General features: G+C 36.2%; 16 protein-coding genes. 9 read left to right on the top strand and 7 right to left on the bottom strand.

Translation table 11 applies throughout. The annotated features are described in order from the left end of the window. Window positions 1-16: 16 nt before the first annotated feature. The 4 genes from K5X82_06580 to K5X82_06565 form a co-directional block, all read right to left on the bottom strand. Window positions 17-3361 (bottom strand): TonB-dependent receptor, encoded by a 3345-nt coding sequence (locus K5X82_06580; GenBank protein ID QZT38553.1) that lies wholly within the window; start codon window positions 3359-3361, stop codon window positions 17-19. A 40-nt stretch (window positions 3362-3401) separates the two neighbouring features. After that, a complete protein-coding gene (locus K5X82_06575) occupies window positions 3402-4304 on the bottom strand; it encodes a FecR family protein (protein QZT38552.1) in 903 nt (300 codons plus the stop codon). 361 nt (window positions 4305-4665) lie between these two features. Next, window positions 4666-5217 (bottom strand): sigma-70 family RNA polymerase sigma factor, encoded by a 552-nt coding sequence (locus K5X82_06570; GenBank protein QZT38551.1) that lies wholly within the window; start codon window positions 5215-5217, stop codon window positions 4666-4668. Window positions 5218-5412: 195 nt separating this feature from the next. Beyond that, window positions 5413-7059 (bottom strand): sodium:alanine symporter family protein, encoded by a 1647-nt coding sequence (locus tag K5X82_06565; protein QZT38550.1) that lies wholly within the window; start codon window positions 7057-7059, stop codon window positions 5413-5415. A 233-nt stretch (window positions 7060-7292) separates the two neighbouring features. Here K5X82_06565 and K5X82_06560 point away from each other — a divergent pair, with 233 nt between their 5' ends. Beyond that, the gene (locus tag K5X82_06560; GenBank protein ID QZT38549.1) at window positions 7293-7544 is read left to right on the top strand and encodes a hypothetical protein; all 252 of its coding nucleotides are present in this window, start codon (window positions 7293-7295) and stop codon (window positions 7542-7544) included. A 289-nt stretch (window positions 7545-7833) separates the two neighbouring features. Here K5X82_06560 and K5X82_06555 read toward each other — a convergent pair whose 3' ends face one another. Beyond that, entirely contained in the window at window positions 7834-9960 is a 2127-nt protein-coding gene (locus tag K5X82_06555; protein ID QZT39098.1) for an RNA-binding transcriptional accessory protein, read from the bottom strand. Window positions 9961-10318: 358 nt separating this feature from the next. Next, on the bottom strand, window positions 10319-12805 hold the full coding sequence (locus K5X82_06550) for a TonB-dependent receptor (GenBank protein QZT38548.1): 2487 nt from the start codon (window positions 12803-12805) through the stop codon (window positions 10319-10321). Between the two features lie 150 nt (window positions 12806-12955). Between K5X82_06550 and K5X82_06545 the strand changes: the two genes are divergently transcribed. The 7 genes from K5X82_06545 to K5X82_06515 all read left to right on the top strand — a co-directional run bounded on the left by K5X82_06545 (window position 12956) and on the right by K5X82_06515 (window position 21057). Next, window positions 12956-14008 (top strand): agmatine deiminase family protein, encoded by a 1053-nt coding sequence (locus K5X82_06545; GenBank protein QZT38547.1) that lies wholly within the window; start codon window positions 12956-12958, stop codon window positions 14006-14008. A gap of 9 nt (window positions 14009-14017) precedes the next feature. Next, entirely contained in the window at window positions 14018-14905 is an 888-nt protein-coding gene (locus K5X82_06540) for a carbon-nitrogen hydrolase (GenBank protein ID QZT38546.1), read from the top strand. Between the two features lie 10 nt (window positions 14906-14915). After that, window positions 14916-15395: an SEC-C domain-containing protein gene (locus tag K5X82_06535; protein ID QZT38545.1), complete on the top strand. Its 480-nt coding sequence runs from the start codon at window positions 14916-14918 to the stop codon at window positions 15393-15395. A gap of 1096 nt (window positions 15396-16491) precedes the next feature. Beyond that, entirely contained in the window at window positions 16492-17598 is a 1107-nt protein-coding gene (locus tag K5X82_06530) for a glycoside hydrolase (protein ID QZT38544.1), read from the top strand. Between the two features lie 1139 nt (window positions 17599-18737). After that, on the top strand, window positions 18738-19496 hold the full coding sequence (locus tag K5X82_06525; protein ID QZT38543.1) for a hypothetical protein: 759 nt from the start codon (window positions 18738-18740) through the stop codon (window positions 19494-19496). 185 nt (window positions 19497-19681) lie between these two features. Then, window positions 19682-20317 (top strand): hypothetical protein, encoded by a 636-nt coding sequence (locus K5X82_06520; protein ID QZT38542.1) that lies wholly within the window; start codon window positions 19682-19684, stop codon window positions 20315-20317. A gap of 20 nt (window positions 20318-20337) precedes the next feature. Further along, complete coding sequence (locus tag K5X82_06515; GenBank protein ID QZT38541.1) at window positions 20338-21057, top strand: hypothetical protein; 720 nt, start codon at window positions 20338-20340, stop codon at window positions 21055-21057. Between the two features lie 1235 nt (window positions 21058-22292). On the opposite strand, the gene K5X82_06510 is transcribed toward K5X82_06515, so the two are convergent. Next, the gene (locus K5X82_06510; GenBank protein QZT38540.1) at window positions 22293-22676 is read right to left on the bottom strand and encodes a hypothetical protein; all 384 of its coding nucleotides are present in this window, start codon (window positions 22674-22676) and stop codon (window positions 22293-22295) included. Window positions 22677-22818: 142 nt separating this feature from the next. On the opposite strand from K5X82_06510, the gene K5X82_06505 reads away from it, so the two are divergent. Further along, window positions 22819-23451: an HAD-IA family hydrolase gene (locus K5X82_06505; GenBank protein ID QZT38539.1), complete on the top strand. Its 633-nt coding sequence runs from the start codon at window positions 22819-22821 to the stop codon at window positions 23449-23451. The last annotated feature ends 78 nt before the right edge of the window (window positions 23452-23529 follow it).

Below are 23529 nucleotides of genomic sequence, written 5' to 3'. Positions count from 1 at the left end.
TTGTCTTGTTCGTAAATTATAGGCTAAAATCAAGTCCTAATGAATATACTTTCATCGGAGGATATGTTGCACCACGACCTTTGGGTGTCTCTGGATCAAAAATAGTTAGCTTATCCCACGTAAATAAGTTTGTTCCTGAGGCATAAACTCTGAAGCTTTTGAATAATTTTTTTTGTTTAAAATTGAAAGTATATCCAATATTTAAACTTTTTAATCTAAGGTATGATGCATCTTCAAGCCAATATGACGATTGTTGTGTGTTATTTGCATTTTGACCAATTAGGAGTCTTGGATATCTTGCGTCTCGATTTTCAGGACTCCAACTATCTGTTAAAGCCATTGGAGAGTTCCCTTCTAGCATAAATGAATATGCTGCTTGTTGCTCAAGGTAAGTAACAAAGTTTGATGCGCCTTGAAAGAAAACAGACATGTCAAAACCTTTATATGCAAGAGAAAGATTTACACCATAATTAATCTCTGGGAAGAAGCTTTTACCGATACAATGAATATCCTCTCCATTAATCTTACCATCATTATTGAAATCTTGATATTTAATATCACCAGGCTTTATTCCCTTGTTTTTATTACCATTTTGATCAGCCCAGTCTTGGATTTCCTCTTCCGTTTGGAATAACCCTAAAGCTTGTAGTCCATAAAATTGATTCATTGGTCTACCAGTTCTTTTTATTCGATCAGGGACATCACTAGGTTCTGCTTTCTCAATAACTTTATTTCTTGCAAAAGTAAAATTACCATTTATATTGTAGGTTAGATCACCAATTTTACCATTATGACCTAATACAAACTCATAACCCGAATTTTCAGTCTCACCTAGATTTTCAACAGGTAGTTTTCCTCCATAAGTTAATGGAACTTCAGCATCTCTTTTTACGAGTATATCTGTTGTGTTTTTGTAAAAATAGTTTGCTTCTAAAGTTAATTTACCCTGCCATAAAGATAGATCAATACCCACATCAAAATTTGTTGATGTTTCCCATGTAATAAATGGATTTGGTGTTAATGACTCTCTTAGTCCTTTATAGAATGTATCCCCGATAACCGAACCACTGTATACACTATATCCTCCGATAAAATTGTATTGAGGAATGTTGTCGTTACCAGATTTACCCATTGAAGATCTAAGCTTTAAATTGTCTATTCCACTGAAATTGTCTTTAATAAAACTTTCTTCAGATACTCTCCATCCTGCAGACACTGAAGGGAAGAATCCCCATTTATTTCCATTTGGGAAATTAAATGAACCATCATATCTAAAGTTCGTTTCAAATAAATACTTACTCTTGTAGTTATATGTTAATCGACCGACATATCCTAGTCGCCCTGCTTCTTTAGCACTACCACCATTATTCTTATTTAGGTCACCTCCTGCAAACATTTGGTCAAGTGTACTTGAAAGGAAACCATTCTCTCTATAGGCATTAAAATTATTTGAGTCAGATTGAAACGTCTCCCATAAAAGAAGTCCAGATAACTCATGTGATCCAAATGTTCTATTGTAGTTTAATGATAATTGAGTAGTCAATCTTTTATTTTGATTGAAGGTTTCTTTTAGTGTCGTTTTGTTCCCAACAGCTTTTTCATCAAACGTACCATCCGTGTTTTTGATATAGTAATTGTATGGTTGTACAAACTTCTTTTTAGGTGTTAACGTCGCATCATATGCAACCAAAGCTTTTGCATGCAAACCCTTAATTTTTGAAATATTGTAATCTAAAGACAATGAACTTTGGAATGTGTTTTTTGTTCTTTTATCATATCCAGTTTCTGTTGCATCATATACTGAATTCGTTGGTGTACCACTCCATGCTACTTTACCATCTGGATGAGTTGTTGGCATGGTTGGCCAAGCTCTTAATGCGCCATAGAAAATTGCATATGTCCCCGATCCTGAATTACTTGTCTCTTCAATTCTTCCTGCTAGATTTAAATTTAACTTTAGATCGTCACTAATTTTAGTCTCTAGATTAGATCTTAAATTATATCTTTTGAACCAACTCGTTTCATACATTCCTTTTTGATCTAACATTCCAAGGGATATATAATAGTTGCTTTTTTTACTACCTCCTGTAACAGATAAGTTATGCTGAGAAATAGGTGCAAGTTTATCAAAAGTTTCATCCCACCAATTGGTGCTTTGATATCCTGGTTCTGTCCCTTCTTTAAATTTCTGTAGATCTTCGTCAGTATACCTAGGTGCATCACCTTCATTAATAAATGCCTGATTTATGTTACTCGCATAAGTATAAGCATCCATCAATTCAGGAACTTTTGTTGGTGTCTGTACTCCGTATGAACCAGAATATGAAACAGAAGTTTTTCCTTCTTTACCTTTTTTAGTCGTAACAAGAATTACACCATTTGAGGCACGAACACCATAAACAGAAGTTGCAGCAGCATCTTTCAAGACAGTTACAGTTTCGATCATATTTGGATCGATTTGGTTGAAACCATCCCTAACTACCCCATCTACAACTACTAAAGCGCCATTGTTTCCTAGAGACGAATTACCACGGATTGATATTTGTGCTGCATCCTCTCCTGGTTGTCCACTTCGTTGTACTGATAGTAACCCAGGGACTTTACCTACCATGGAGTTGGTAATATTTGCTGTTTTTGTTTTTAGTATCTCTTCAGATTTAATTGAAGCAACTGACCCTGTCAGGTTCACCTTCTTCTGTACACCATAACCTATGGCTACCACCTCTTGAAGATTAACAGCATCACTCTCTAATTGAATCTTGAAATTTGTTTTATCTGCAATAACCTCTTTAGAACTCATCCCAACATAAGAAAAAACAATAGTCGCTCCTTTGGGAACATTCGTTAGGGAGAAATTACCATCAAAATCGGTAATTGTTCCTTGTGTCGTACCCTTTATTACAAGTGTTGCTCCAGGAAGCGGTGTTCCTTGATCATCCACGACGCTACCCTTTATTACTAGTTTATTTGATGCTTGTGTGGCTTGGGTATTAATCGAACTATTATTCTCAGAGATAATAATCTTATTATTTTCCAATGTATAAGTAAGATTATTTTGATCAAGCATTTCGTCCAAAACATCTTTCAGCTCTTCGCCTTTAACATCAAGAGAGATCTTTCTGTTTGAGTTTATAGTGCTGGTCTTATATACAAACACATATTCTGTTTGTTGTTCTATCGCCTGGAAAAATTCAATTAAAGGCTTATTCTTAAGATTAATATCCACATCTTCCTCTAACACAGCTGCTGATGTATTAAAAGATGATAGTACCATTGCCCCAACACAGATGGTACTTTTCAACATCGAAGAAGCATTTGTAAATCTTCGATGAAGAAAAGACTTAGGTCCTTCTTGCTTCATAGTTTAGTTCGTTTTATTTAGTTAACTTATTGGTGTTTGTTTACTTTGTTAGTTGATAGTGTCTGTTTTTAGTTTTGTGTGTTTTAATTTTCCCGATTTTAAGGAGGTCTTTAAATACTTCGTTTAATTCTTTATTTTGGTCTATAATAAGTGTGAAACATTCATCTTTGAGCTTAGAGGCAATATCTATGTTTACTCCATAGAATTGCTCGACTTCATAAATATAATCGCTTAGAGGGGTGTCTTTGTAGCGATATACTCCTTTTGCTTTAAGAAAGTCATCTTGAGTAAATTCTTGTTTGCTGTATTCATGGTTACTTTTATCAATCATCACCTTCTCTCCATGGTTTAGAATTAAAGTGTGATTGCTATTTTTGGCAATAGGAGCAACAGCTAGTTTACCCTCTATTAATGATGTTGTAGCCTCTTGCTTCGTTTTAAAATCCTCGACTAAGAAGGTTGTTCCTAATACATGTATATTGAAATTATTTGTTCTAACTCTAAGAAAATCTTCCTCGCGCTTAGTGATCTGAAATTTTGCAGCTCCACTAAGATATACTGAGTCTATGGTATTTGAGTTCGATGCGTAAATTGTCATTGATGAGTTAGGTAATAGAGAAATCTTACTCCCATCTTTTAGATTAAAACTGTTTTTTTCTCCAATCTTAGTCTCTATCTGTATTTCTGAAATTAAAGCTTGAGGTTCTACATCTGCATGGTTATATATGTTCCATACCCCTATCATTAGAATAACCACGGCCGCACTCCATCCAATATAATTCCAACGTTTTAGACGAATAACCCTTTGTTGTAGCAGTTTATTCTCAATTCTTTCCCATAAAGCCGATGAACTACCCTCTTTACCTATTGGTTTAAGAGAGTAGTATCCATTCAGCTTATGGATGATTTGATCTAAATCGTTTATATCTTTTTTACTATTCATTTATTGTCCTAATTGTTTCGTCTCGTTAAATTCTTCTCTTTATTTAGAAAGTATATCAGGATATCATAAATATGACGTCTTGTATGTTCTGTTCTGTGTAATGTACATATATAAATGTTCCTGATATCAAATATCTACTCCTTACTTTATGTGTTGTAGAACATTTTAATCTAAAAAACTCCTTTATCTCTAAGTGTTCTTTCTCAAGAAAATATACTCTCTTACTCTATGTGTTGTAGAGCATATTGCAAGAGTGAAGGGTCTTCTTATCTGTAGATGTCTTGAAGTATGAAATCTACTCTCCCATATGTTCTGTTATAAAACATCTTAGTTCTTCACACCATGATAATAATGTGAAGATCTAAGATTGTAATTTCCAGATGAATTGAAGTATCGTTTGTTTAGATAAATCATTTCGCAACAATACGTATGCTTTATGAAGAAGGTTACTAACAGATTGTGGTGCGATGCTCATAATGCTACCTATCTCATTGATAGACATATTTTGATAGTATTTTAGATATATTGCCTCCTTTTGACGTGTGGGTAGTTGTGTCAACTTTTTTTGAACGTTTTCCATAGACATATCTGCATCTATATCATCAAATTCAAGAAGAAAGATAGCATCGTCTTGATCGCTAAGTGACGAGAATCGTCTTGTCTTCTTTCTATGATTAAATAGTGAAAACCGAATAGCCGAAAATAAGTAGGCTTGGACATTTACCTCTTTCGGAAGCGACTTATTTCGATCATGCAAAGAGATAAAGAGGTCTTGAATTACGTCCTCCACTTCGCTTGGTGAGAAGTTAAGTCGAATACCGTAGGACAAGAGTGTATCGTATTGCTGATCGAATAGAGATTTAAGAGCTTCCTTATCATTTTGTCGAATTAAGTTCCATAATCTTTGTTCCATCTTAGGGTTTGAGTTGTTGGTTCTACCATGTAAATATGATAAAATTCTTCTTTAATACAACATTGTACTACTATTTAGCATGTCCCAAAATCTATCTCTTTACACCATATATTTACAAAGTATAATGGTTTGATTTAACGAAAAAGAGGTGGTCAATACACTTGACCACCTCTTTTGATGACTGATTGTCAACAACTATTTATCATCTTTTTCAAACTGCTTTAGCTCTTGCTTTATCTCCTTATGCATAAAGAGAATTCCTATTAAGTTTGGAATAGTCATCAAGGCGATCATAATTCCTGATATCGCCCAAATAAGTGTTGTGTCTGCAAATGCAGCGATAAAAAACCCTACAACATACACCACTAAGAACCAATTAACGTATTTTGTTCCTACTAGAAAAATAATTGCAGTGGATCCATAATATGCCCAAGCAATAGCTGTTGAAAAAGCAAATAATAACAGTCCAATACTTACGATATATTTCCCCCATTTACCGAAGTAACTTCTCGTGAATGCCTCTGTTGTTAAAGGGGCACTGTGAATTAATGAACGCCCATGTATCTGATATTTATTATCTAATTGAGGGATTCCATTTAGAACATTAATCATTCCACTATAAGGTTTATTGTCAAAAAGTATCTCTATGTCTTCAGCCATCGAGTGGGCATGAAGCACTGTTAATTCGTTCGATATCTTTCCGTCTACTATTTCCAATTCGCCACTGTATGTTGGTGCTTTCTCTTCCCCTACGATAAATGCTTTAAGCTTATTTACATCTGACGGATTTGACTCTTGGTACTTCTCGGAGAGGATAATGGTGTTTGTTCTTTCAAAAGGATTGTCTATTTTCTCTTTCCAAACGCCTGAACTCAGTAGTGTAATACCTGTAATAGAGCAGATAATAATTGTATCAATAAATGGTTCTAAAAGTGCAACAAAACCTTCATGAACTGGATTTGAACACCTTGCTGAGGCATGGGCAATAGGTGCCGAACCTTGACCTGCTTCATTCGAGAACAATCCACGGTTTACCCCTCTATTAAATGCAAATGCAAGGGATGCTCCAAGGAATCCTCCAGTTGCTGCACTCCCCGAGAAGATACCAGTAAAAATAGATGCAATAGAGGGAAGAATGTTTTCGTAGTTATATGCTAGCACTCCCATTGCCCCGATGATATAAAGAATTGCCATCAGGGGAATCAAAGTTTCTGTTACTTTTGCAATCCTCTTAATACCACCCAAAACGACCATAGCCAGCAAAAGTGCAAGCACGGCTCCTGAAAGCATCTTATCTATACCAAGGGTCGCATGCAATGAATTCGCGATACTATTTACTTGAGGTAGACAACCTGTTCCAAAACTAGATATGACAGTTGCGATCGCAAATATAATAGGCATCCATTTCCATTTTAACCCATTCTTCATATAGTACATAGGACCTCCTGAAACAGTCCCCTTGTCATTTATCTCACGATATTTATGCGACATTACTACCTCTACAAATTTTGTACACATACCCAAAAGTGCTGTTACTAACATCCAAAATAGTGCTGAAGGCCCACCTAAGTGTATTGCAAATGCAACCCCAGCAATATTTCCAGTACCCACCGTTCCTGATAGTGCCGTTGTTAATGCTTGGAAGTGTGATGTGTCCCCCTTATCATCTGGATTATCATACTTGCCTCGAAGAACTTTTATCGAAGTTCCAAAATGCCTTATTTGAGGAAATCCCAAATAGATAGTATAGAAAAGTCCCGTTCCGAGAAGCAGAAGAACAAACCACAGAGAACCACTAATATAGCTCTCAAGTATCTGAATGATGTGTAAGAAATAGTTCATATATGCTAACAATTATGATTAAAAACAGATGATATAGTAACGTTATGGGGGGAATTTGAGTCGATAAATATATATAATATAATTTCTTGATAAGATGAATCCCGTCATATTTGTTAAAAAGAACACGGAATTAAGATATAATTTAACAACAAAAGGATAACGACTCGAAATATTATTAACTTTGCTCTTGAAAAGAGTGAAAAGGTCCATTTCATAAACTAATGTAAAGCGTTATGTTACCAAAATTTTTAATTGCCGACAATGCTCAGGTTGATCCTGATAAAGTGTATGTATTGCATACAGAGAGTCCACGTTTCGTTGTTGAATCAGGCGATGATGGTATCCCATCTAATCCAACGATTCATTGGTTTGATGAGAAACCAGAAAGTGTTGAATTGATCGGAGACTTGGTAGCGCAAGCAGATGCTTTTCTTGAAGCGGAGTTGGATTATCAAGAAGAGCTTCTTGAAGACGAAGACGAATAATCGATAAATTAACATATCGGTGGTGTCTCTTATGGGTTTGTATGCCCATAAGTGAAACCCATATACAAAGAGAGGACCTAAACATTTTATGTTTTAGGTCCTCTCTTTGTATCGTACCAATCCGATTTTATAAAGATTATCAAGATGTCGTAGAAGACATCCTGATAATGCAAGTATAGTTCTCCTTTCGGTGATATTCTTTACCGAGGTACAATAATATAGAATGCAAATTATATCCCTCATGTAAACATGGAATTCCAGTTGAATTATGAAATGAGATATATCATGATCACACCTGCTTCAATGATAACTGTAATCGTTTACGTGGTATGTCAATATCAATAACCTTTACCTGAAGGTGTTGATGTAGTTTTACAATTTCGTTTGGATCTGAAATAAAACGATCAGCCATTTCGGAGATATGAATCAAACCTTGTTGTTTAATCCCGACATCTACAAACGCCCCAAAATTAGTGATATTAGTAACAATACCCGGAAGAACCATCCCAGTAGTAAGATCCTCCAGTTTGAAAATATTCTCAGCAAACTTAAAGGTCTCTATCTCTTCTCGTGGATCCACCCCTGGTTTTCTTAATTCATCTACAATATCTGACAGAGTAGGCGCCCCGAGCTTGTCGGTGGTATATTTATAGATGTCGATACGGTCACATAACATCTCATTACCGATAAGTTCAGATGGCTTTGTATTTAGATCTTTTGCCATTTTAGATACAATACCATAGGCTTCTGGATGCACCGCTGAATTATCAAGTGGATTTTTCGGTTCATCTATTCGTAAGAATCCAGCACACTGTTCAAAGGCTTTGTCTCCCATACGCTTCACCTTCTTTAGCTGTGCTCGAGACTCAAATGGCCCATTTTCATTGCGATACTCCATAATGTTTTTAGCCAATGTAGGTCCCAACCCTGACACATAATGTAATAGATGAGTCGATGCTGTATTTACATTCACTCCAACACTATTCACACAAGACGATACAACACGATCTAAACCCTCTTTAAGCTGTTTCTGATCCACATCATGTTGATATTGTCCCACACCTATACTTTGTGGATCGATCTTAACCAGTTCGGCTAGAGGGTCCATTAATCGTCTACCAATTGATATCGCACCTCTTACAGTAACATCATATTGTGGAAATTCATCTCTTGCTACTTTTGATGCAGAGTAGATGGATGCCCCATCTTCACTAACGATAAAAACCGACACATCACGATCAAAAGGAACTTTCTTAATGAATGATTCCGTCTCTCTACTAGCAGTCCCGTTACCAATAGCAATGGCCTCAATTTTATAAGCGTTGGTCAATTGAGCCACTTTCTTCATTGCCTTTTGATAATCACTTTTGGGTTTATGAGGAAAGATCGTTTCATTATGAAGCAACTGTCCCTGTTTATCCATACATACGATCTTACATCCTGTACGAAACCCAGGGTCAATAGCAAGAATACGCTTCTGTCCTAGAGGTGCCGATAGTAGTAGTTGCCTGAGGTTTTCTGCAAATACTCCAATAGCCTCTTTGTCTGCCTCCTCTTTACTTGATTTCAATATCTCTGTACAAATCGAAGGCAATAGAAGTCGCTTATAGCCGTCCGATATCGCCTCCTCTATATAGTTTGAGGTTGTTGATCCTGTTTTAATAAAGAGTCGGTTTAAACGAATCAATACACGCTCATTATCTGTCGTAATATAGATCTTTAATACCCCCTCTTTTTCCCCTCTTCTCATCGCCAACAATCGATGTGACGGACATTTATGTAGTGGCTCTCTCCATTCAAAGTAATTTGAAAATTTATCGCCCTCTTCCTCTTTTCCTTTTACGACTTTCGACTCAATAAAAGCATTACGTTGGAATCCATCACGAACAATCTCTCTTGCAATACTATTTTCGTTGACCCACTCTGCAATAATGTGTTGGGCACCTGTGATAGCATCAGTTATCTCTACGACCTCTTTCGAAAGAAATTTTGCAGCATTATTCTCTATTTGATCATGATTCTGTTTCATGATCATCTTAGCCAAAGGCTCTAGTCCATTCTCTTTCGCAATGGTTGCTTTAGTACGACGCTTTGGTTTGTATGGAAGATATATATCTTCTAATTGCTGAAGATCATAAGTCTGCTCAATCTGTTGCTTAAGTTCTCGTGTAAGTAAGTCCTGAGACTCTATCGTTTTTAGGATCGACTCTTTTCGCTTTGCAAGGGTATCGAATTTCTCCTTTTGCTGTTCAATATCGGCAATGGCCACCTCATCTAATGAATCCGTTCGCTCTTTTCTATAACGAGCAATGAAAGGTACTGTTGCACCCTCCTCTAAGAGTTGAATTGTATTTTCTACTTGATGGGAGCGAAGACCTAAGGTGTCGCTAATATGCTTTATCTCAATTGATGTCATCATGGCAATATCATTGATCTATTTCTTACTATCCTATAAAGGTTATTATACCAATTGAATTTTTAATTAAGCTATAATTACTACCGACAATATCGTAATATAGAACGAGATGGTATAGCTCATTTAAATATATAATTGGTGTGAATTATACCAATACTACTATAACGGAGCACTGGTATATATAACAAATATATGGATTCTTATGATCTTTTCATTCGTGAAATAGAAACAAAAAAAACAATCACAAGCTTTTTTAGATTAAAATAAAATCATTGCAGCGAGACAAAATAAATGGCTATCCAGAAAGGATAGCCATTTAGACTTGGGGGGATCAATCGATGATAGACAAATAATATGTTTAAAACCCTTCCATATCCATATCGCTACTACCTTCACCTCTCTTCTTCATGCTACGCTTGAAGTTGTTGAATGTATAGCTCAACGTTAGATTAACCATAGGCCAACCATAAGTGGTCGAGTTATATGTTGTAAGACCTGGTGCTTCAGAATATGATTCATAGTTAATCGTATTCAGCGCATTTCTCATCTGTATGGTTGCATTCAATTTACGATCAAAGAATGACTTCCTTGCAGCGATATTCATACTATAATAACCCTCTTTGCTACCTTGTGCCGTAACCGAACCACTCTGATATGTGTTATTGATTTGGAAAGATGTCGTTTTGTTGATAATAAAGGTATTATTGAATCGTCCTGTCCAGTTAAAACTCGATCTTGAGAAGTCCTGATCATTCAGCTGTCCTTCTACCCGATAATCATATAGATTACCCATCAAGTTTATTTTCCACCACTTGAATGGTGACACTCCTAATGTTATTTCAGTACCAAAAGAGTAGTCTTGTCCAATATTCTCAGGAGTACGCATAATGATATTTTCATCATAAACACTCTCTATCTGCTCCACTTTATTGTGTGTCACACGATAATATAGATCCACAGATAAGAAATTACGCCCAAAATCTTTTAGATACGTGACTTCATATGAATCAATTAATTCTGGAATAAGGTTAGGATTACCTTGACGCACATTAAAGTTGTCCACCCATGTAATAAATGGTTCTAGATAATATCCTCTCGTTCGCTTAATTCTCTTCGTATACGAAGTCATTAATTGATCATTATCTGTAATATTATAGGAGAGGTGTAGGGTTGGAAACCAATCCCATCTTCTTACTGTAGCAGTGCTATTATCAGTATCGGAGCTGATGACACGATCAGTATACTCCTCTCTAAAGCCTGCTTGAACTCCAAATTTATCTATCTGCGTATTATATTGAGCATACATAGAGTAGATATCTCTTTGATAGTCTGTAACTCTAGAGAATTTATTGTCGATAACATAATCTCCACTGGCTACATCATAATTATAAAGTTTCGTGTCGTCCGTGCTGTTTTGAACACGACTCTGAAAACCTGCCTCAAATTTACTATCATTAGCTAAAGGAAGAGTATAGTCAATCTTTGTTACATATCTTTTGCTTGGACCATCTTCACTATTATTCTTTCCATCAGTGATCTTCCCATCCATATCTGTCAATATACTCCCTGAGTCATCCATCGCATCTCTCTGCATTGCATTGAATTGAGCTTCAATTTGATGACCTTTCTTCGCAAAATCATGAGTATATGTTGTATTCACCGAATAAAACTTACGTTGTCTATCAGCATTTTCACTACTTAAATACTGTTTCTCAGAGATCGTCTCTTTGGATGTTTTCACCAATTCAGTATAAGTAAGATCTGATCCCATATTCATATTGAATTGTCCGAAACGACCTGATACCGATAGCATATCTTTATCTGAAAAATTCCACTCTACACCTGCGTTGAATGATTGCATACTATAGTTTCGTTTCCCTTCTCCATATGAAGAGGTTACCCATGTCGTATCGTTGGAGAACGTTTCTCTTCTATTTTCAGTGTCATAAGGGAAATTTCCATTTCTGAAGTTGCCGCCAAGAGTGAAATTAAAATCGTTCTTTCTCCAGTTCAATAATAAGTTCCCATTATAGTTATCAAAAGTTCCTCCACTAAGACTTGCCATCCCACTTATTCCAGTCAGCTTATTCTTCTTGGTGATGATATTAATAATTCCCGATGTGCCATCTGGATCATATTTCACAGAAGGATTAGTGATCAACTCAATATTTTGGATTGATGCCGAAGGAATCTGCTTCAATGCATCATTCGCATCAAGAACCGTAGGCTTTCCGTCAATAAGGACAGTAAAGCTCGTACTTCCTCGTAACGATACATCCCCATTAACATCTACCGTTACCGACGGCACATTCTCCAATACATCTACTGCTGTTCCTGCTGTGGCTGTTAGCTGTTTCGACACATTGACGACTTTCTTGTCAATCTTATACTCAATATTTCGATTATTACCCACAACCTCTACTTCATTAAGTAACTTGGCATTAGGAGCAAGAATAACTTGACCTATACGGATGAAATTATTCTGATCAGTAACATGAAACTGTTTTGAAAGATGTTTGTCATACCCAATATATTTGATCTCTAATTGATACGATCCATTTTTTACCCCTTTAAGCATAAATACCCCTTTTTGATTGGTTACGACTCCTGTAACCAACTTCTTGCCTGGCATTTGGTATAGTGCTACGGTAGCATATTCGACAGGGCTCTCTGTCTTTTTATCAATCACTCTTCCTACAACTGCTCTATTGGGTCTTGGTTGAGGTGTGTTATCTGTGGCCCAAATCTTTGATGTAAAGACAAAGAGTAGGGTGAATAGTAATATGACGTTTCTCACTTGATTGGTAATTAAATTCAATTTAAAAAAATGATCTCTTTTACTCATGTTTTTTAGACAACATTTGGATTAAAAGGTTTAATGTAAAAGAGGTAAAAAAAAGAAAAATAAGTTTAGCACATAGTTCATCTATTGATGCAATTGGTATTATCGATAGCGTGATATTTTCATGTCCATAATTATTTGTTTCTTTGTGTCATGAAGAAGAGTGGTTCTAAAACATCAATTATATGGCCTGCGGAATGGCATCGGCAGTCAGCCATACAACTGACGTGGCCTCATATAGACTCCGACTGGAGAGAAGTCTATGAGGAGGTCTTATCGTGTTACCTGGAGCTAAGCAAAGCGATTACTCGTTATCAACCTTTAGTGATTGTTGCACAAGAAAAAGAGAGTGTAGTATCGCTATTAGAGGGGAATACCGGTCCTTATCCGTTTAAGGTTGTACTGTGTAAAACCAATGACACATGGGCTCGTGATCATGGTGGTATCTCTGTGTTTAATGGGGGTGTGCCGCAACTGTATGACTATAGGTTTAATGGGTGGGGGCTTAAATTTCCATCCGACTTAGACAATCAAATAACTTCTCATCTGTTTCAGTCAAACACCTTTTCATCTGAAGTGCAATATCGTAATGCATTAGATTTCGTTTTAGAAGGGGGAGGGATTGAGACCGATGGAAAAGGCTCTTGCATGGTTACAGAGGCCTGTTTGCTATCAAAAAATAGAAATGAGCATCTAGATAAACAACAGATAGAGCATCGTCTACGTCAAGATTTAGGTGTGGATCATATCTTGTGGTTAACAGCTGGAGAGATAGACGGAGACGATACGGATAGTCATATAGATACTTTGGCTCGTTTTGTTGCTGAAGATACTATCGTATATCAAGGGTGTGATGATCCAAATGATGATCATTACGAAATATTAAATGAGATGGCTAACATCCTTGGGTCTTTTCGACAACCTAATGGGGAACCCTATCGATTGGTTTGTTTGCCATGGCCTAGTGCAAAGTATGACGATCAAAATGAGCGTCTTCCTGCCACCTATGCCAACTTCCTAATCATCAATGGAGCTGTTTTGGTCCCAACTTATTATGACCAAAGCGATGAGGAGGTACTAAGAATATTTTCCCAACTTTTCCCCAAAAGAGATGTTATAGGGGTGGATTGTAGCGTATTAATCAAACAGCATGGCTCACTACACTGCGTTACGATGCAATACCCTGAGGGTTTTATTGAGATATAATACAATAGGATGAATAGAACGGTACAAGTTGGAATTATACAACAACAAAATGTGGCGGATGTACATAGCAACAGAGCGACCATTGCCACGAAAGTTAAATCGTTAGCCGAAGAGGGTGCAAAACTCGTTGTTTTACAAGAGTTACACGATACCCCATACTTTTGTCAAACAGAAGATACAGACCTATTTGACTTAGCTGAACCTATCCCTGGTGCGGCAACGGAGTTTTATAGTCATCTGGCAAAAGAGCATAGAGTCGTATTGATAACTTCACTATTTGAGAGACGGAGTGCTGGGTTATACCATAACACAGCGGTAGTATTCGAAAAGAATGGCACAATGTTAGGCAAGTATCGTAAGATGCATATTCCTGATGACCCTGGTTTCTATGAGAAATTCTATTTTACACCAGGAGATATCGGTTTTGAACCTATTGATACCTCCATTGGTCGAATCGGAGTATTGGTGTGTTGGGATCAATGGTTTCCTGAGGCAGCTCGATTGATGACACTAGCTGGTGCAGAGATATTGATTTATCCAACTGCTATCGGTTGGTCTGATATGGATGATCACGCTGAACAGATACGCCAAAAAGATGCATGGATAATATCACAAAGAGCTCATGCTGTTGCCAATGGTATCCCCGTAGTATCTGTAAATCGTGTAGGGCGTGAATTAGACCCCTCTAACTCTACGTCAGGCATCCAGTTCTGGGGAAATAGCTTTGTAGCAGGACCACAAGGTGAGATGCTTTACGAGGCCCCTTCCGATCAAGAGGCCATAAGAGTGATTGAATTGGATATGACGCGAAGCGAACAAGTACGTCGTTGGTGGCCATTCTTGAGGGATAGACGTATTGAGTCGTATGATGGATTATTAAAGAGATTTTTAAAATAGAGATATATTTATGTGTGTTTGTGGAAAAGTAGAGGATTATAACAGCTGTTGTGGACGTTTTATTTCACGTAAAGAGAAAGCAAATAGCCCCGAAGCATTGATGAGATCAAGATATACCGCTTTCTCATTAGGCGAAGTGGAATATATATTAGATACCGAAAGATTGGCCAAGCCCAATACATTAGCTGGTCTAAAACAGTGGTGTGAAAATATAACCTACACCAAATTAGAAGTTATCTCTTCCAAAGAAGAGGGGGAGAAAGGAGAGGTGCGATTTAAAGCATACTACAAAGAAGGATTCGAACAGACCATCCTCGAAGAACGTTCTCAATTTATCAAAGAAGCAGACCAATGGCTCTATGTCTCTGGGGATGCCAAAACTGAAATGGTGGATGTCATGACAGGGATAAGTTCTTCTCGTAAAATGGGGCGTAATGAACCTTGCTGGTGTGGTAGTGGCAAGAAATTTAAAAAGTGCTGTGGTAAGTAACAATTCCATCTAAAACAAAATACCATTACTTCAAAATAGGCCTAGATAGGCTATTTCTACTCTGTCGACACGGTTTGTAAAGAATATAACACCTTGACATCATCATAGGCTGTATATCGAAACGAACCTCTCGGTAACGTATAAATAGGCTGTTTAGGCTCTTTACTTATACTCTCAGCGTACTCCTATCACTGACTATTTTAATCTCCTTCAGACCAATTTTGATAGTAAAAAATGTTTTGCGCCTATTGTCTCTATAGATAAGCCATATCCTTGCACTCTTGGTTGTTTACCTTCCATTAAATGATATCCTCGTAAGAAAAGACCATGCTTCTATTTTTCAACCTTGTTTAACCAAAATAGATTCACAACGCTTTTAGTTTTCAACCTTGTCTAAACAAAATTGATTCACAACACTTCATCGCTCTATTATGAATCCAATAGATGTTACTCTACCTTTTATACCACTCTCCTTCGCCCTTCCTTCGTACCACCTTTACCCTTCCTTCGACTATCGTTTACACATTTATCACATATTGACCACATATCCCATACCCATTCTTCACACTTTATATCACTGAGATGTGACTAATATGTGACCAATATGTGACTAATAGTCGTATGAGAGTCGAACCAGAGTCGAAGGAGAGTCGAAGGAGAGTCGGGCTATCCACTAAGAAAAGCTATACTTTCCCCTGAGATGGCTCGAAGTACATTCAAAGTTCATTCGAAGTACATTCATCGATTTTGCATTTTGGGTGAGGGAACTTCAAATGTACTTTGAATAATATTCAAATGATAGCAGTAGATCGTAGTGTGTTAGTCAGGGGAAGGTGGCTTTAAAGAGTTCTTATCTTTGGTGTTTGATATGTAAGCGTTCGGTTATGCCCATCTTGTAACGGTAGTGTAAATTAAACTCTGTCTGGGGTATTTTTCGTAGTGATTTTAAATATACTGTTTTGAAATTGGTGTAGGTGACTGTTCTGTGATTTGTAGATATTTACAAATATTATATCGATCTTGAAAAAGAATATGTTTGGCCTCATTAAATGTTGAGGTAGAAACCGATTCATTAAACCAATAAAAATATATGATTATGAGGAGAAGTGTATTTATGATACTTGTTGTATCTATGATATGTGGTATTATCCTAGACGTTGTCGCACAAAATAATAAGGAGCTTTCCTTTACGAACCTATTTGATGCTTCTAATGATGCTGGAGTCTCTTGTTACCGCATCCCTTCCTTGGTAACTGCTCCGAATGGAGATTTGTTGGCAGCTATAGACCAACGCGTTCCTTCATGCGGGGACTTAAAGTGGAGTCGAGATATTAATATTGTATTGCGCCGAAGTAAAGATAATGGAAAGACATGGTGTAATATGGAGATGGTCATCGATCATCCATTTGGCCAATCTGCTTCTGATCCTTCAATGATTGTTGACCGAGAACGTGGAGTGGTGTTTCTATTCTATAACTATATGGATTTGGACAAAGAGAAGGATATCTACTATTTGCATGTGATGAAGAGTGTTGATAATGGAAAGACTTGGAGTAGTCCGATGGATATCACAGACCAAATAACGAAACCAGAATGGAAAACTGATTTTAAGTTTATTACCTCTGGTCGAGGTGCACAAACTCACAAGGGTTGGTTGATACACACTATCGTTAACTTGAGAAATGGCCTGCATGTCTTTGGAAGTAAAGACCATGGTGATAGTTGGTTTTTAATAGATGAACCAATTATACCGGGAGATGAATCAAAAATTATTGAACTCCCAAATCGTCAATGGATGATAAATAGTCGGGTAAACAACCCTCGTGGGAAAAGATTCTCACATACATCCAAGAGTAATGGTAAAACTTGGAGTACTAAGGTTGAGATGAGCCTGAATGATCCAGGTTGTAATGGGACGATACTTACCTATAGTTCTAAAAAGAGTGGTGATGATAAGAATCGATTGATTTTTGTTAATGCCAATAGTAGTAAGAAACGAGAGAATCTTTGTGCTCGTATTAGCTATGATAATGGAAAAACATGGTCTTCTTCAAAAGTAATTTATGCTGGAGCATCGGCCTACTCTTCTATAACTAAGATGAATAATGGTTCTGTTGGTGTCTTTTTTGAGAAAGATGGATATAAGAAAAATAGTTTTACTTCATTTACTATTGGCTGGCTAACAGATGGGGGTGATCATTGATATATATACTTAAGTCCAAAGGTTACTACAACTTTTGCATGGTTGTAATTTGATGAATTGTGTCAACTTTTTCGAAATGGTGGTTTTTGTCATCTATTTTCCCATTGTGTTAATGTAACTTTAAGTGTGTTTTTAGATTCAATGATTTGGATTAGTTAGTTTTATAGGTTTGATTTTCAGAGAATGCAGCATATTGCTGCATTCTCATTTTGGAAAAAGTTAAAATACATTTTAAGATTATTTTAAAATTTAGTTCATAAAACAATAACATCATATAGTTGTTTAAGTAGTAACACATCTTTAAATTTGTAGTGTGTTTAAATTCATAAGTTTGGATTTAGTTAGTTTTATTGGTTTAGTTAGTTAGGTTTGAAAGGATAGAAGGGTATTTCTATCCTTTTTTTGTGTTTTCAAAAAAAAATAGGGTGTTTTGAAACATTTATTGAAAAATAGTTGTGTGGTATGTTCTAAAACACTATATTTGCATTGTGTTTTAAATTCATAAGTTTGGATTTAGTTAGTTTTATTGGTTTAGTTAGTTAGGTTTGAAAGGATAGAGGATTCTCTATCCTTTTTTTGTGTCTATATGGTAAATAATAGGATTGTTCTTATTATGATTAAGATATTTCGATCTCTTGGTTTAAACTGCAAATTTATTTATCTGTTTTGAAACATTTTTTTCTTGAAAGTTTGTGAGATGTGTTTTAAAACATTATATTTGCATAGTGTTTAAATTCATAGGTTTGGATTTAGTTAGTTTTATTGGTTTAGTTAGTTAGGTTTGAAAGGATAGAGTGGGGACTCTGTCCTTTTTTTTTGCTCTAAACTTTAGGTGAAATGACTATTCTGGCTTTAAAACTTATTGATAGCAATTACGATACCCAAAGACTGTCCTACTACATACTACAGGTGTGATTGTTATTATTTCCATAGATATTAATAGGTCTCCGCCAACCGCTGGAAACACTTAGCTTCAACTCGGCATCTTTCTATCAACCAAATGACGTTAGGTATAGATGTCCCTCACGTGCCAATGAGTTTGCATACTGTTGTGGGTGTAATCGGTATCATTTGATTGTTGGGCATATGATGTTAAATTATGTTTGTTTTCATTTGTTAAATTAATGCGTTTAACATATATGAGAGCCCCCCTATTGATTGCTTTATCTATTACTCAATGTATCTCTATAAAAACGGTGCAAGATAATGAGAGTCAAGGTGAATCAGAGATGATTATTAAAGACTCTCTTGATGAACCGATGATGATATTAGATTTATTTCCAGATTTTGAGGAATCCAGAGTTAATCCCTCTTTGTATTTAGATGATTATTCTATGATTTCATTTGAAGATAGCATTAAGGTTTCTTTTAATGAATGTGGTCAGATGATAGATTCAGAAACAGAGGTACCATTAAATCGCTATTTAATGATAACTCTTCATGATGATGACGATACATCCGTGGTTGAGAAAGTATATTCAATGATTGGGGAGTTAGAAGGCAATATTATTGATGGACGAAGAGAGGGCGTTTGGACAAAAACGGTGTATTTTAACATTCATAGCTATGTTGTAAAAAGAATGAGTTATAAAAATGGATTGTTAGATGGAGATTATATCGTCTATAATTTAAGAGCAGATATCTTGAATTGGTCATATGAAACAGTATTAGATGAGAGTAATCTTCCTGTCTCAAAGAAAGTAGTAAGCCGTTTTCATAAAGGAACAGGGCCTTATAAGGATTACTATTATGATACAGGAAGGCTTAAAATATCAGGGAGTCTCTTTCGGGGTAAAAGAGATGGAATTTGGTCTTATTATGCAAAAGATGGTGAATTGCTGTTTAGAGAAAGATATTCCAATGGGATTCTAATTACAAATTTAGATCCCTTTGATTAGCGCAACGGTATCATTTCGGTAATTACAACCTAGCAAACATCATATATTCAGTGGAGGAGTTTAATATTTGTATCCAAGTTCGTTGTGTCAATCAGTAGGCACATATTGCAAATGGATTTGTTCTTTGTAAAGAGAGGATGTTTGTGTCTAAAGTAGATGTAATATTTAATTAAATCAGAATAACTATGAAGTATTTAGTTTTGACATTCATGTTAATTCATATTGTATTTGTTTGTTTTCCTCAAAGTAAATATTCAATAAATAGTGGATATTATTACTATAATGTGAATGATTATGATTTTCGAGCAACATTTGGTTGTAAAGAGACACTTCTAGCATTAGAAGGTTCAACCTTTATCGATGTTTGGAAAGATTCAACTTTAGCGAATGGAGATATAATTATTGATGTTAAACAGAATGTTTTACCAAGATCCGTTATCCCCGATGGAAACAGTGTGATAGGTGATAGTAGGCGTGGTTGTGTTTGTGGAGAGCTTTATCATGGAATGAGAAATGGACTTTGGCAGATCTATCATTTTATCAATGGTGATCTGATTGTTGTTAAGAAAATGAATTATTTCTTTAACATGTTGGATGGAGCAAGCTATTTGTATAATTCAAAGGGCGAAATAATTGATACTTTAACTTTTAATCGTGGTACGGGTTTGTATCTTGATTATTATCCCGAAAGTGGAGTTGTGAAGGTGAAAGGGCGTTTACATAAAGGGAAACGAGATGGTCGTTGGTCTTATTACAGTGAAAAAGGAGAACTACTTAAAGAGGATGTTTATAGAGATGGCTTATCTCTTACAGGAGTTTAATAAAGTGTAATAATCGCATTATGAAGCATATATTCGCCGTAATCATATTAAGTCTTCTAACATTCTCGTTATCGGCACGAGATCATAGGGTAAAGAAGCAGAGAAATAAGGCTGTAGAGAAGGAAAATAGGTCTTTGCCACGCCTTCATGTATTGGATTATAATTTAAATGAAATAAACAGAGATGCTCCTCTATTTCTAATTCATCAAGGTTTGTACCTTAATCTGGATTCGACGAAGTTGAATGCCGTAGTGTATATATATTTAACCAAGTTGGAAGAGAAGAATCGAGTTTATGGATGGATTAGCGGAAAGATAAAAGATGGGAAGCGAGATGGTGCATGGACAAAAGAAGTATATACTATCAAACGCAAACATGTCGTTGTGCAGAAGTTAAACTATCGTAATGGACTATTGGATGGAGACTATTTTGTATATAATCTACAAGGAGAAATTCTAAGAGCAAGCTATGGAGGTGATTTGCCTTCATCAATACGTTTTATCCAAAAAGGTCAATTGATTTCTGAGAATAAATACTATGATCGCAAATTAGGACAGAAAACAGGAGCATTTGTTCAAGGAACAGGTTTTTATTTAGATTACTATTATGATACAGGAAAGCTTAAAGAACGAGGGGCATTTAAGGATGGTAGTAAAACTGGACAATGGTATGTTTTCGATCCAACAGGCAAGGTTTTAAGAATTGATACCTATCATAATGGCTTTCGTTTGTTGAATTAGCTAGGAGCTTCAGATATCTGTATTTTGTGCCAATTCATTGGCACGAGCATCGCGCTTGTAAGAAACATGATGCCGAGCGGAGCACTGCGTTCCCTGGAGTTGAGGAGCTCTCTTTTGCCAATGAATTGGCACAAACTTGGTCGTACTGGATGGGTGTGATTATGATGGGCCAGGCCTTCAGCCTTTGGTAATTAGTGGTATGTTGTACCCAAGGCTCATGCTTATGTAGCGCTATGGCGCAACATATTCATTTCACCGTTGGGCTAGGTTCGTTCACCCCGTTTGGGGCTTGGTTGAAATTATTAGATGTGCGAGAGGGTAATTTAGCCACGGATTGGACGGGTTTTTTATATTGCAACAATGCCCTGAAAGTGTTACAGTTAATAGCCTAGTGCGAAGTGCTGGGTAAGGACATTATATATAAACAGGAGGGCAGAAAGTCCGTTCTATCTTTACTGATCAATGTTTTGTTCTGAATGTCTTAGGCTGTAATCTTCTCTGGAAGGGTAAATAGAACATTTTCCAACATAGGCTGTGTTAAAGGCATAACTCCTGCCAATAAAGATCGAGACGATAGTTTTAATACAACGTTAGATGCAGCAGTAGAAATTGTTGCTTTTGGTGAGGGGGAATGAAGTATTAACAGAATTAGTAACCGAGATAAATGGATAAAAAGAGATACAATTTTATTGTTATTATTTAGTTTAAATGTATTCTCACAAGACCTTAAACCAGTTAAATTTCATAAATGTCTTGAGAGTTATGATATCGCATTAAATGATTTTTATAAAGACTTAATCATGGGCATTTGTGAGATAAAAGATCTGTGTTTATCAGTTTGATCTGTTTCATCAGTGTGCCATTCCTTGCGTATCAACTCTTCGTGTCATATTTTATCGGTTAGGCCTTCAGCTTTTTATGTTTGGGGTGGTGTTTACACCGTTGGGCTATGTTCGATTTCCCTTTCAGTGAATATGGTAGTAATATTCGTATGGTATTCTATTTGCGTTTAGGGTGTTGGGGCAGGTTGTCCGTGTTTGTTTTTGAAGTTGCTGGAGGGGATGAAGTATAGGGCGGAGAAAAAAAATAAAAAAAAGCACCTTTTGTATGAACTTATTTTACCAACAGTTGTTTTCCTTATAAAGTGAGACTAAATGAGTGTAGTTTAGGATTCATTATTTGAATTTGTTGGTTTTATTGTTCAGTAAAAAGGACAGGTGGTGCTGTCCTTTTTTTTATTTCTCAAAAGCTCCCTGAAGAACATTGTAGTACATCATAAAGATGGAGATCGCAACGATAAATGTTGCAAAAGAGAGCCACTTATTATTTTTGTTCTTTTTCATCTGAACCCAAAGGTTTGATGAAGCAAACACCCCAAGAAGAATATTACCCAAGCAGAGTAATTTCATAATAGCTCCTGTATCTGTCGGAGTCTTTATCTCCCCAAAATTCCCAAATAGAAGAGATGCTACTGCAATGATGGTTGTCGCAATAAATAAGTAATTTCCGATCTTTGCATATTTGATCTTTTTCTCTATCACTCCCCAAAAGAAACTAATGATTCCAAGAAAAATAGTCCATTGTGGGATGGTGGCCATGAGATAAATGTCGTTCTTCATTTTATAGTATTTATTCAGACAATGTAATGTTTAATAGTGTACTAATGTAGTGTAAAAATGTGTATTAACTAAATTTTGAGAATGGATCTAAGTCATCACACACTCTTTTTTTGTATTTTTGTTATTCTAAACGATATTTTTTATGGAGAAGGAGATTGTAGTTTCGAAGAATATAAAAGGATTGATATTCGACATTGATGGTACTATTGCAGATTCAATGCCTGTACATTTTTTGGTATTCCAAAAAGTAGCTAAGAAGTATGGGGTGGATTATACGAAAGAGCTTTTCTTAGAACTGGCAGGAATACCCGCTTTGGAAACTTGTGAGATCGTTCGTAAGAGATATGGAAAGCAATGGAGTGCTGCAGAATTTGCAAAGGAGAAAGAAGAGACATACTTAAATCATATGCATCAAGTGAGAGCTGTTGGTCCCGTGATGCAAATTATTGAAAAATATAAAGGAAAATTACCGATGGCCTGTGGAACTGGTGGAGATCGATATTCTGCGAGTAAGGTGTTAGATATATTGGGGTTAGATTTTTTGAAAGATAAAATGGTTTGTGCTGAGGATGTAACGCACCACAAACCTCACCCTGAGACCTTCTTGAAGGCTGCTGAACTTATTGATGTAGCTCCAGAGAATTGTCTTGTCTTTGAGGACGGTGCCTTGGGTATCCAAGCCGCTGTAGATGGAGGAATGCAGGTGGTGGACGTGACTAAATATTATCAAACTACTATTGGTGAAGATGAAGGTTGGACACTGTCAGGTGAGTAATATCATCTTTTTATCTCAATGGCTTTTGTACTATCGTGACGATAAATTAACAAAGACAAATAAATTAAATCTATGAAC

The organism is Prolixibacteraceae bacterium, from assembly GCA_019856515.1.
In the GTDB taxonomy this organism is placed as follows: Bacteria; Bacteroidota; Bacteroidia; order Bacteroidales; family Prolixibacteraceae; genus Halosquirtibacter; species Halosquirtibacter xylanolyticus.
This window is presented reverse-complemented; position numbering and strand designations above follow the sequence as displayed.

Excerpts from the sequence above, each read along its gene's own strand:
- K5X82_06570 (QZT38551.1), bottom strand. The coding sequence starts at position 5,217 with ATGGAACAAAGATTATGGAACTTAATTCGACAAAATGATAAGGAAGCT.
- K5X82_06525 (QZT38543.1), top strand. The coding sequence starts at position 18,738 with ATGAGAGCCCCCCTATTGATTGCTTTATCTATTACTCAATGTATCTCT.
- K5X82_06505 (QZT38539.1), top strand. The coding sequence starts at position 22,819 with ATGGAGAAGGAGATTGTAGTTTCGAAGAATATAAAAGGATTGATATTC.
- K5X82_06580 (QZT38553.1), bottom strand. The coding sequence starts at position 3,361 with ATGAAGCAAGAAGGACCTAAGTCTTTTCTTCATCGAAGATTTACAAAT.
- K5X82_06520 (QZT38542.1), top strand. The coding sequence starts at position 19,682 with ATGAAGTATTTAGTTTTGACATTCATGTTAATTCATATTGTATTTGTT.
- K5X82_06565 (QZT38550.1), bottom strand. The coding sequence starts at position 7,059 with ATGAACTATTTCTTACACATCATTCAGATACTTGAGAGCTATATTAGT.
- K5X82_06560 (QZT38549.1), top strand. The coding sequence starts at position 7,293 with ATGTTACCAAAATTTTTAATTGCCGACAATGCTCAGGTTGATCCTGAT.
- K5X82_06510 (QZT38540.1), bottom strand. The coding sequence starts at position 22,676 with ATGAAGAACGACATTTATCTCATGGCCACCATCCCACAATGGACTATT.
- K5X82_06540 (QZT38546.1), top strand. The coding sequence starts at position 14,018 with ATGAATAGAACGGTACAAGTTGGAATTATACAACAACAAAATGTGGCG.
- K5X82_06535 (QZT38545.1), top strand. The coding sequence starts at position 14,916 with ATGTGTGTTTGTGGAAAAGTAGAGGATTATAACAGCTGTTGTGGACGT.
- K5X82_06550 (QZT38548.1), bottom strand. The coding sequence starts at position 12,805 with ATGAGTAAAAGAGATCATTTTTTTAAATTGAATTTAATTACCAATCAA.
- K5X82_06515 (QZT38541.1), top strand. The coding sequence starts at position 20,338 with ATGAAGCATATATTCGCCGTAATCATATTAAGTCTTCTAACATTCTCG.
- K5X82_06530 (QZT38544.1), top strand. The coding sequence starts at position 16,492 with ATGAGGAGAAGTGTATTTATGATACTTGTTGTATCTATGATATGTGGT.
- K5X82_06545 (QZT38547.1), top strand. The coding sequence starts at position 12,956 with ATGAAGAAGAGTGGTTCTAAAACATCAATTATATGGCCTGCGGAATGG.
- K5X82_06575 (QZT38552.1), bottom strand. The coding sequence starts at position 4,304 with ATGAATAGTAAAAAAGATATAAACGATTTAGATCAAATCATCCATAAG.
- K5X82_06555 (QZT39098.1), bottom strand. The coding sequence starts at position 9,960 with ATGACATCAATTGAGATAAAGCATATTAGCGACACCTTAGGTCTTCGC.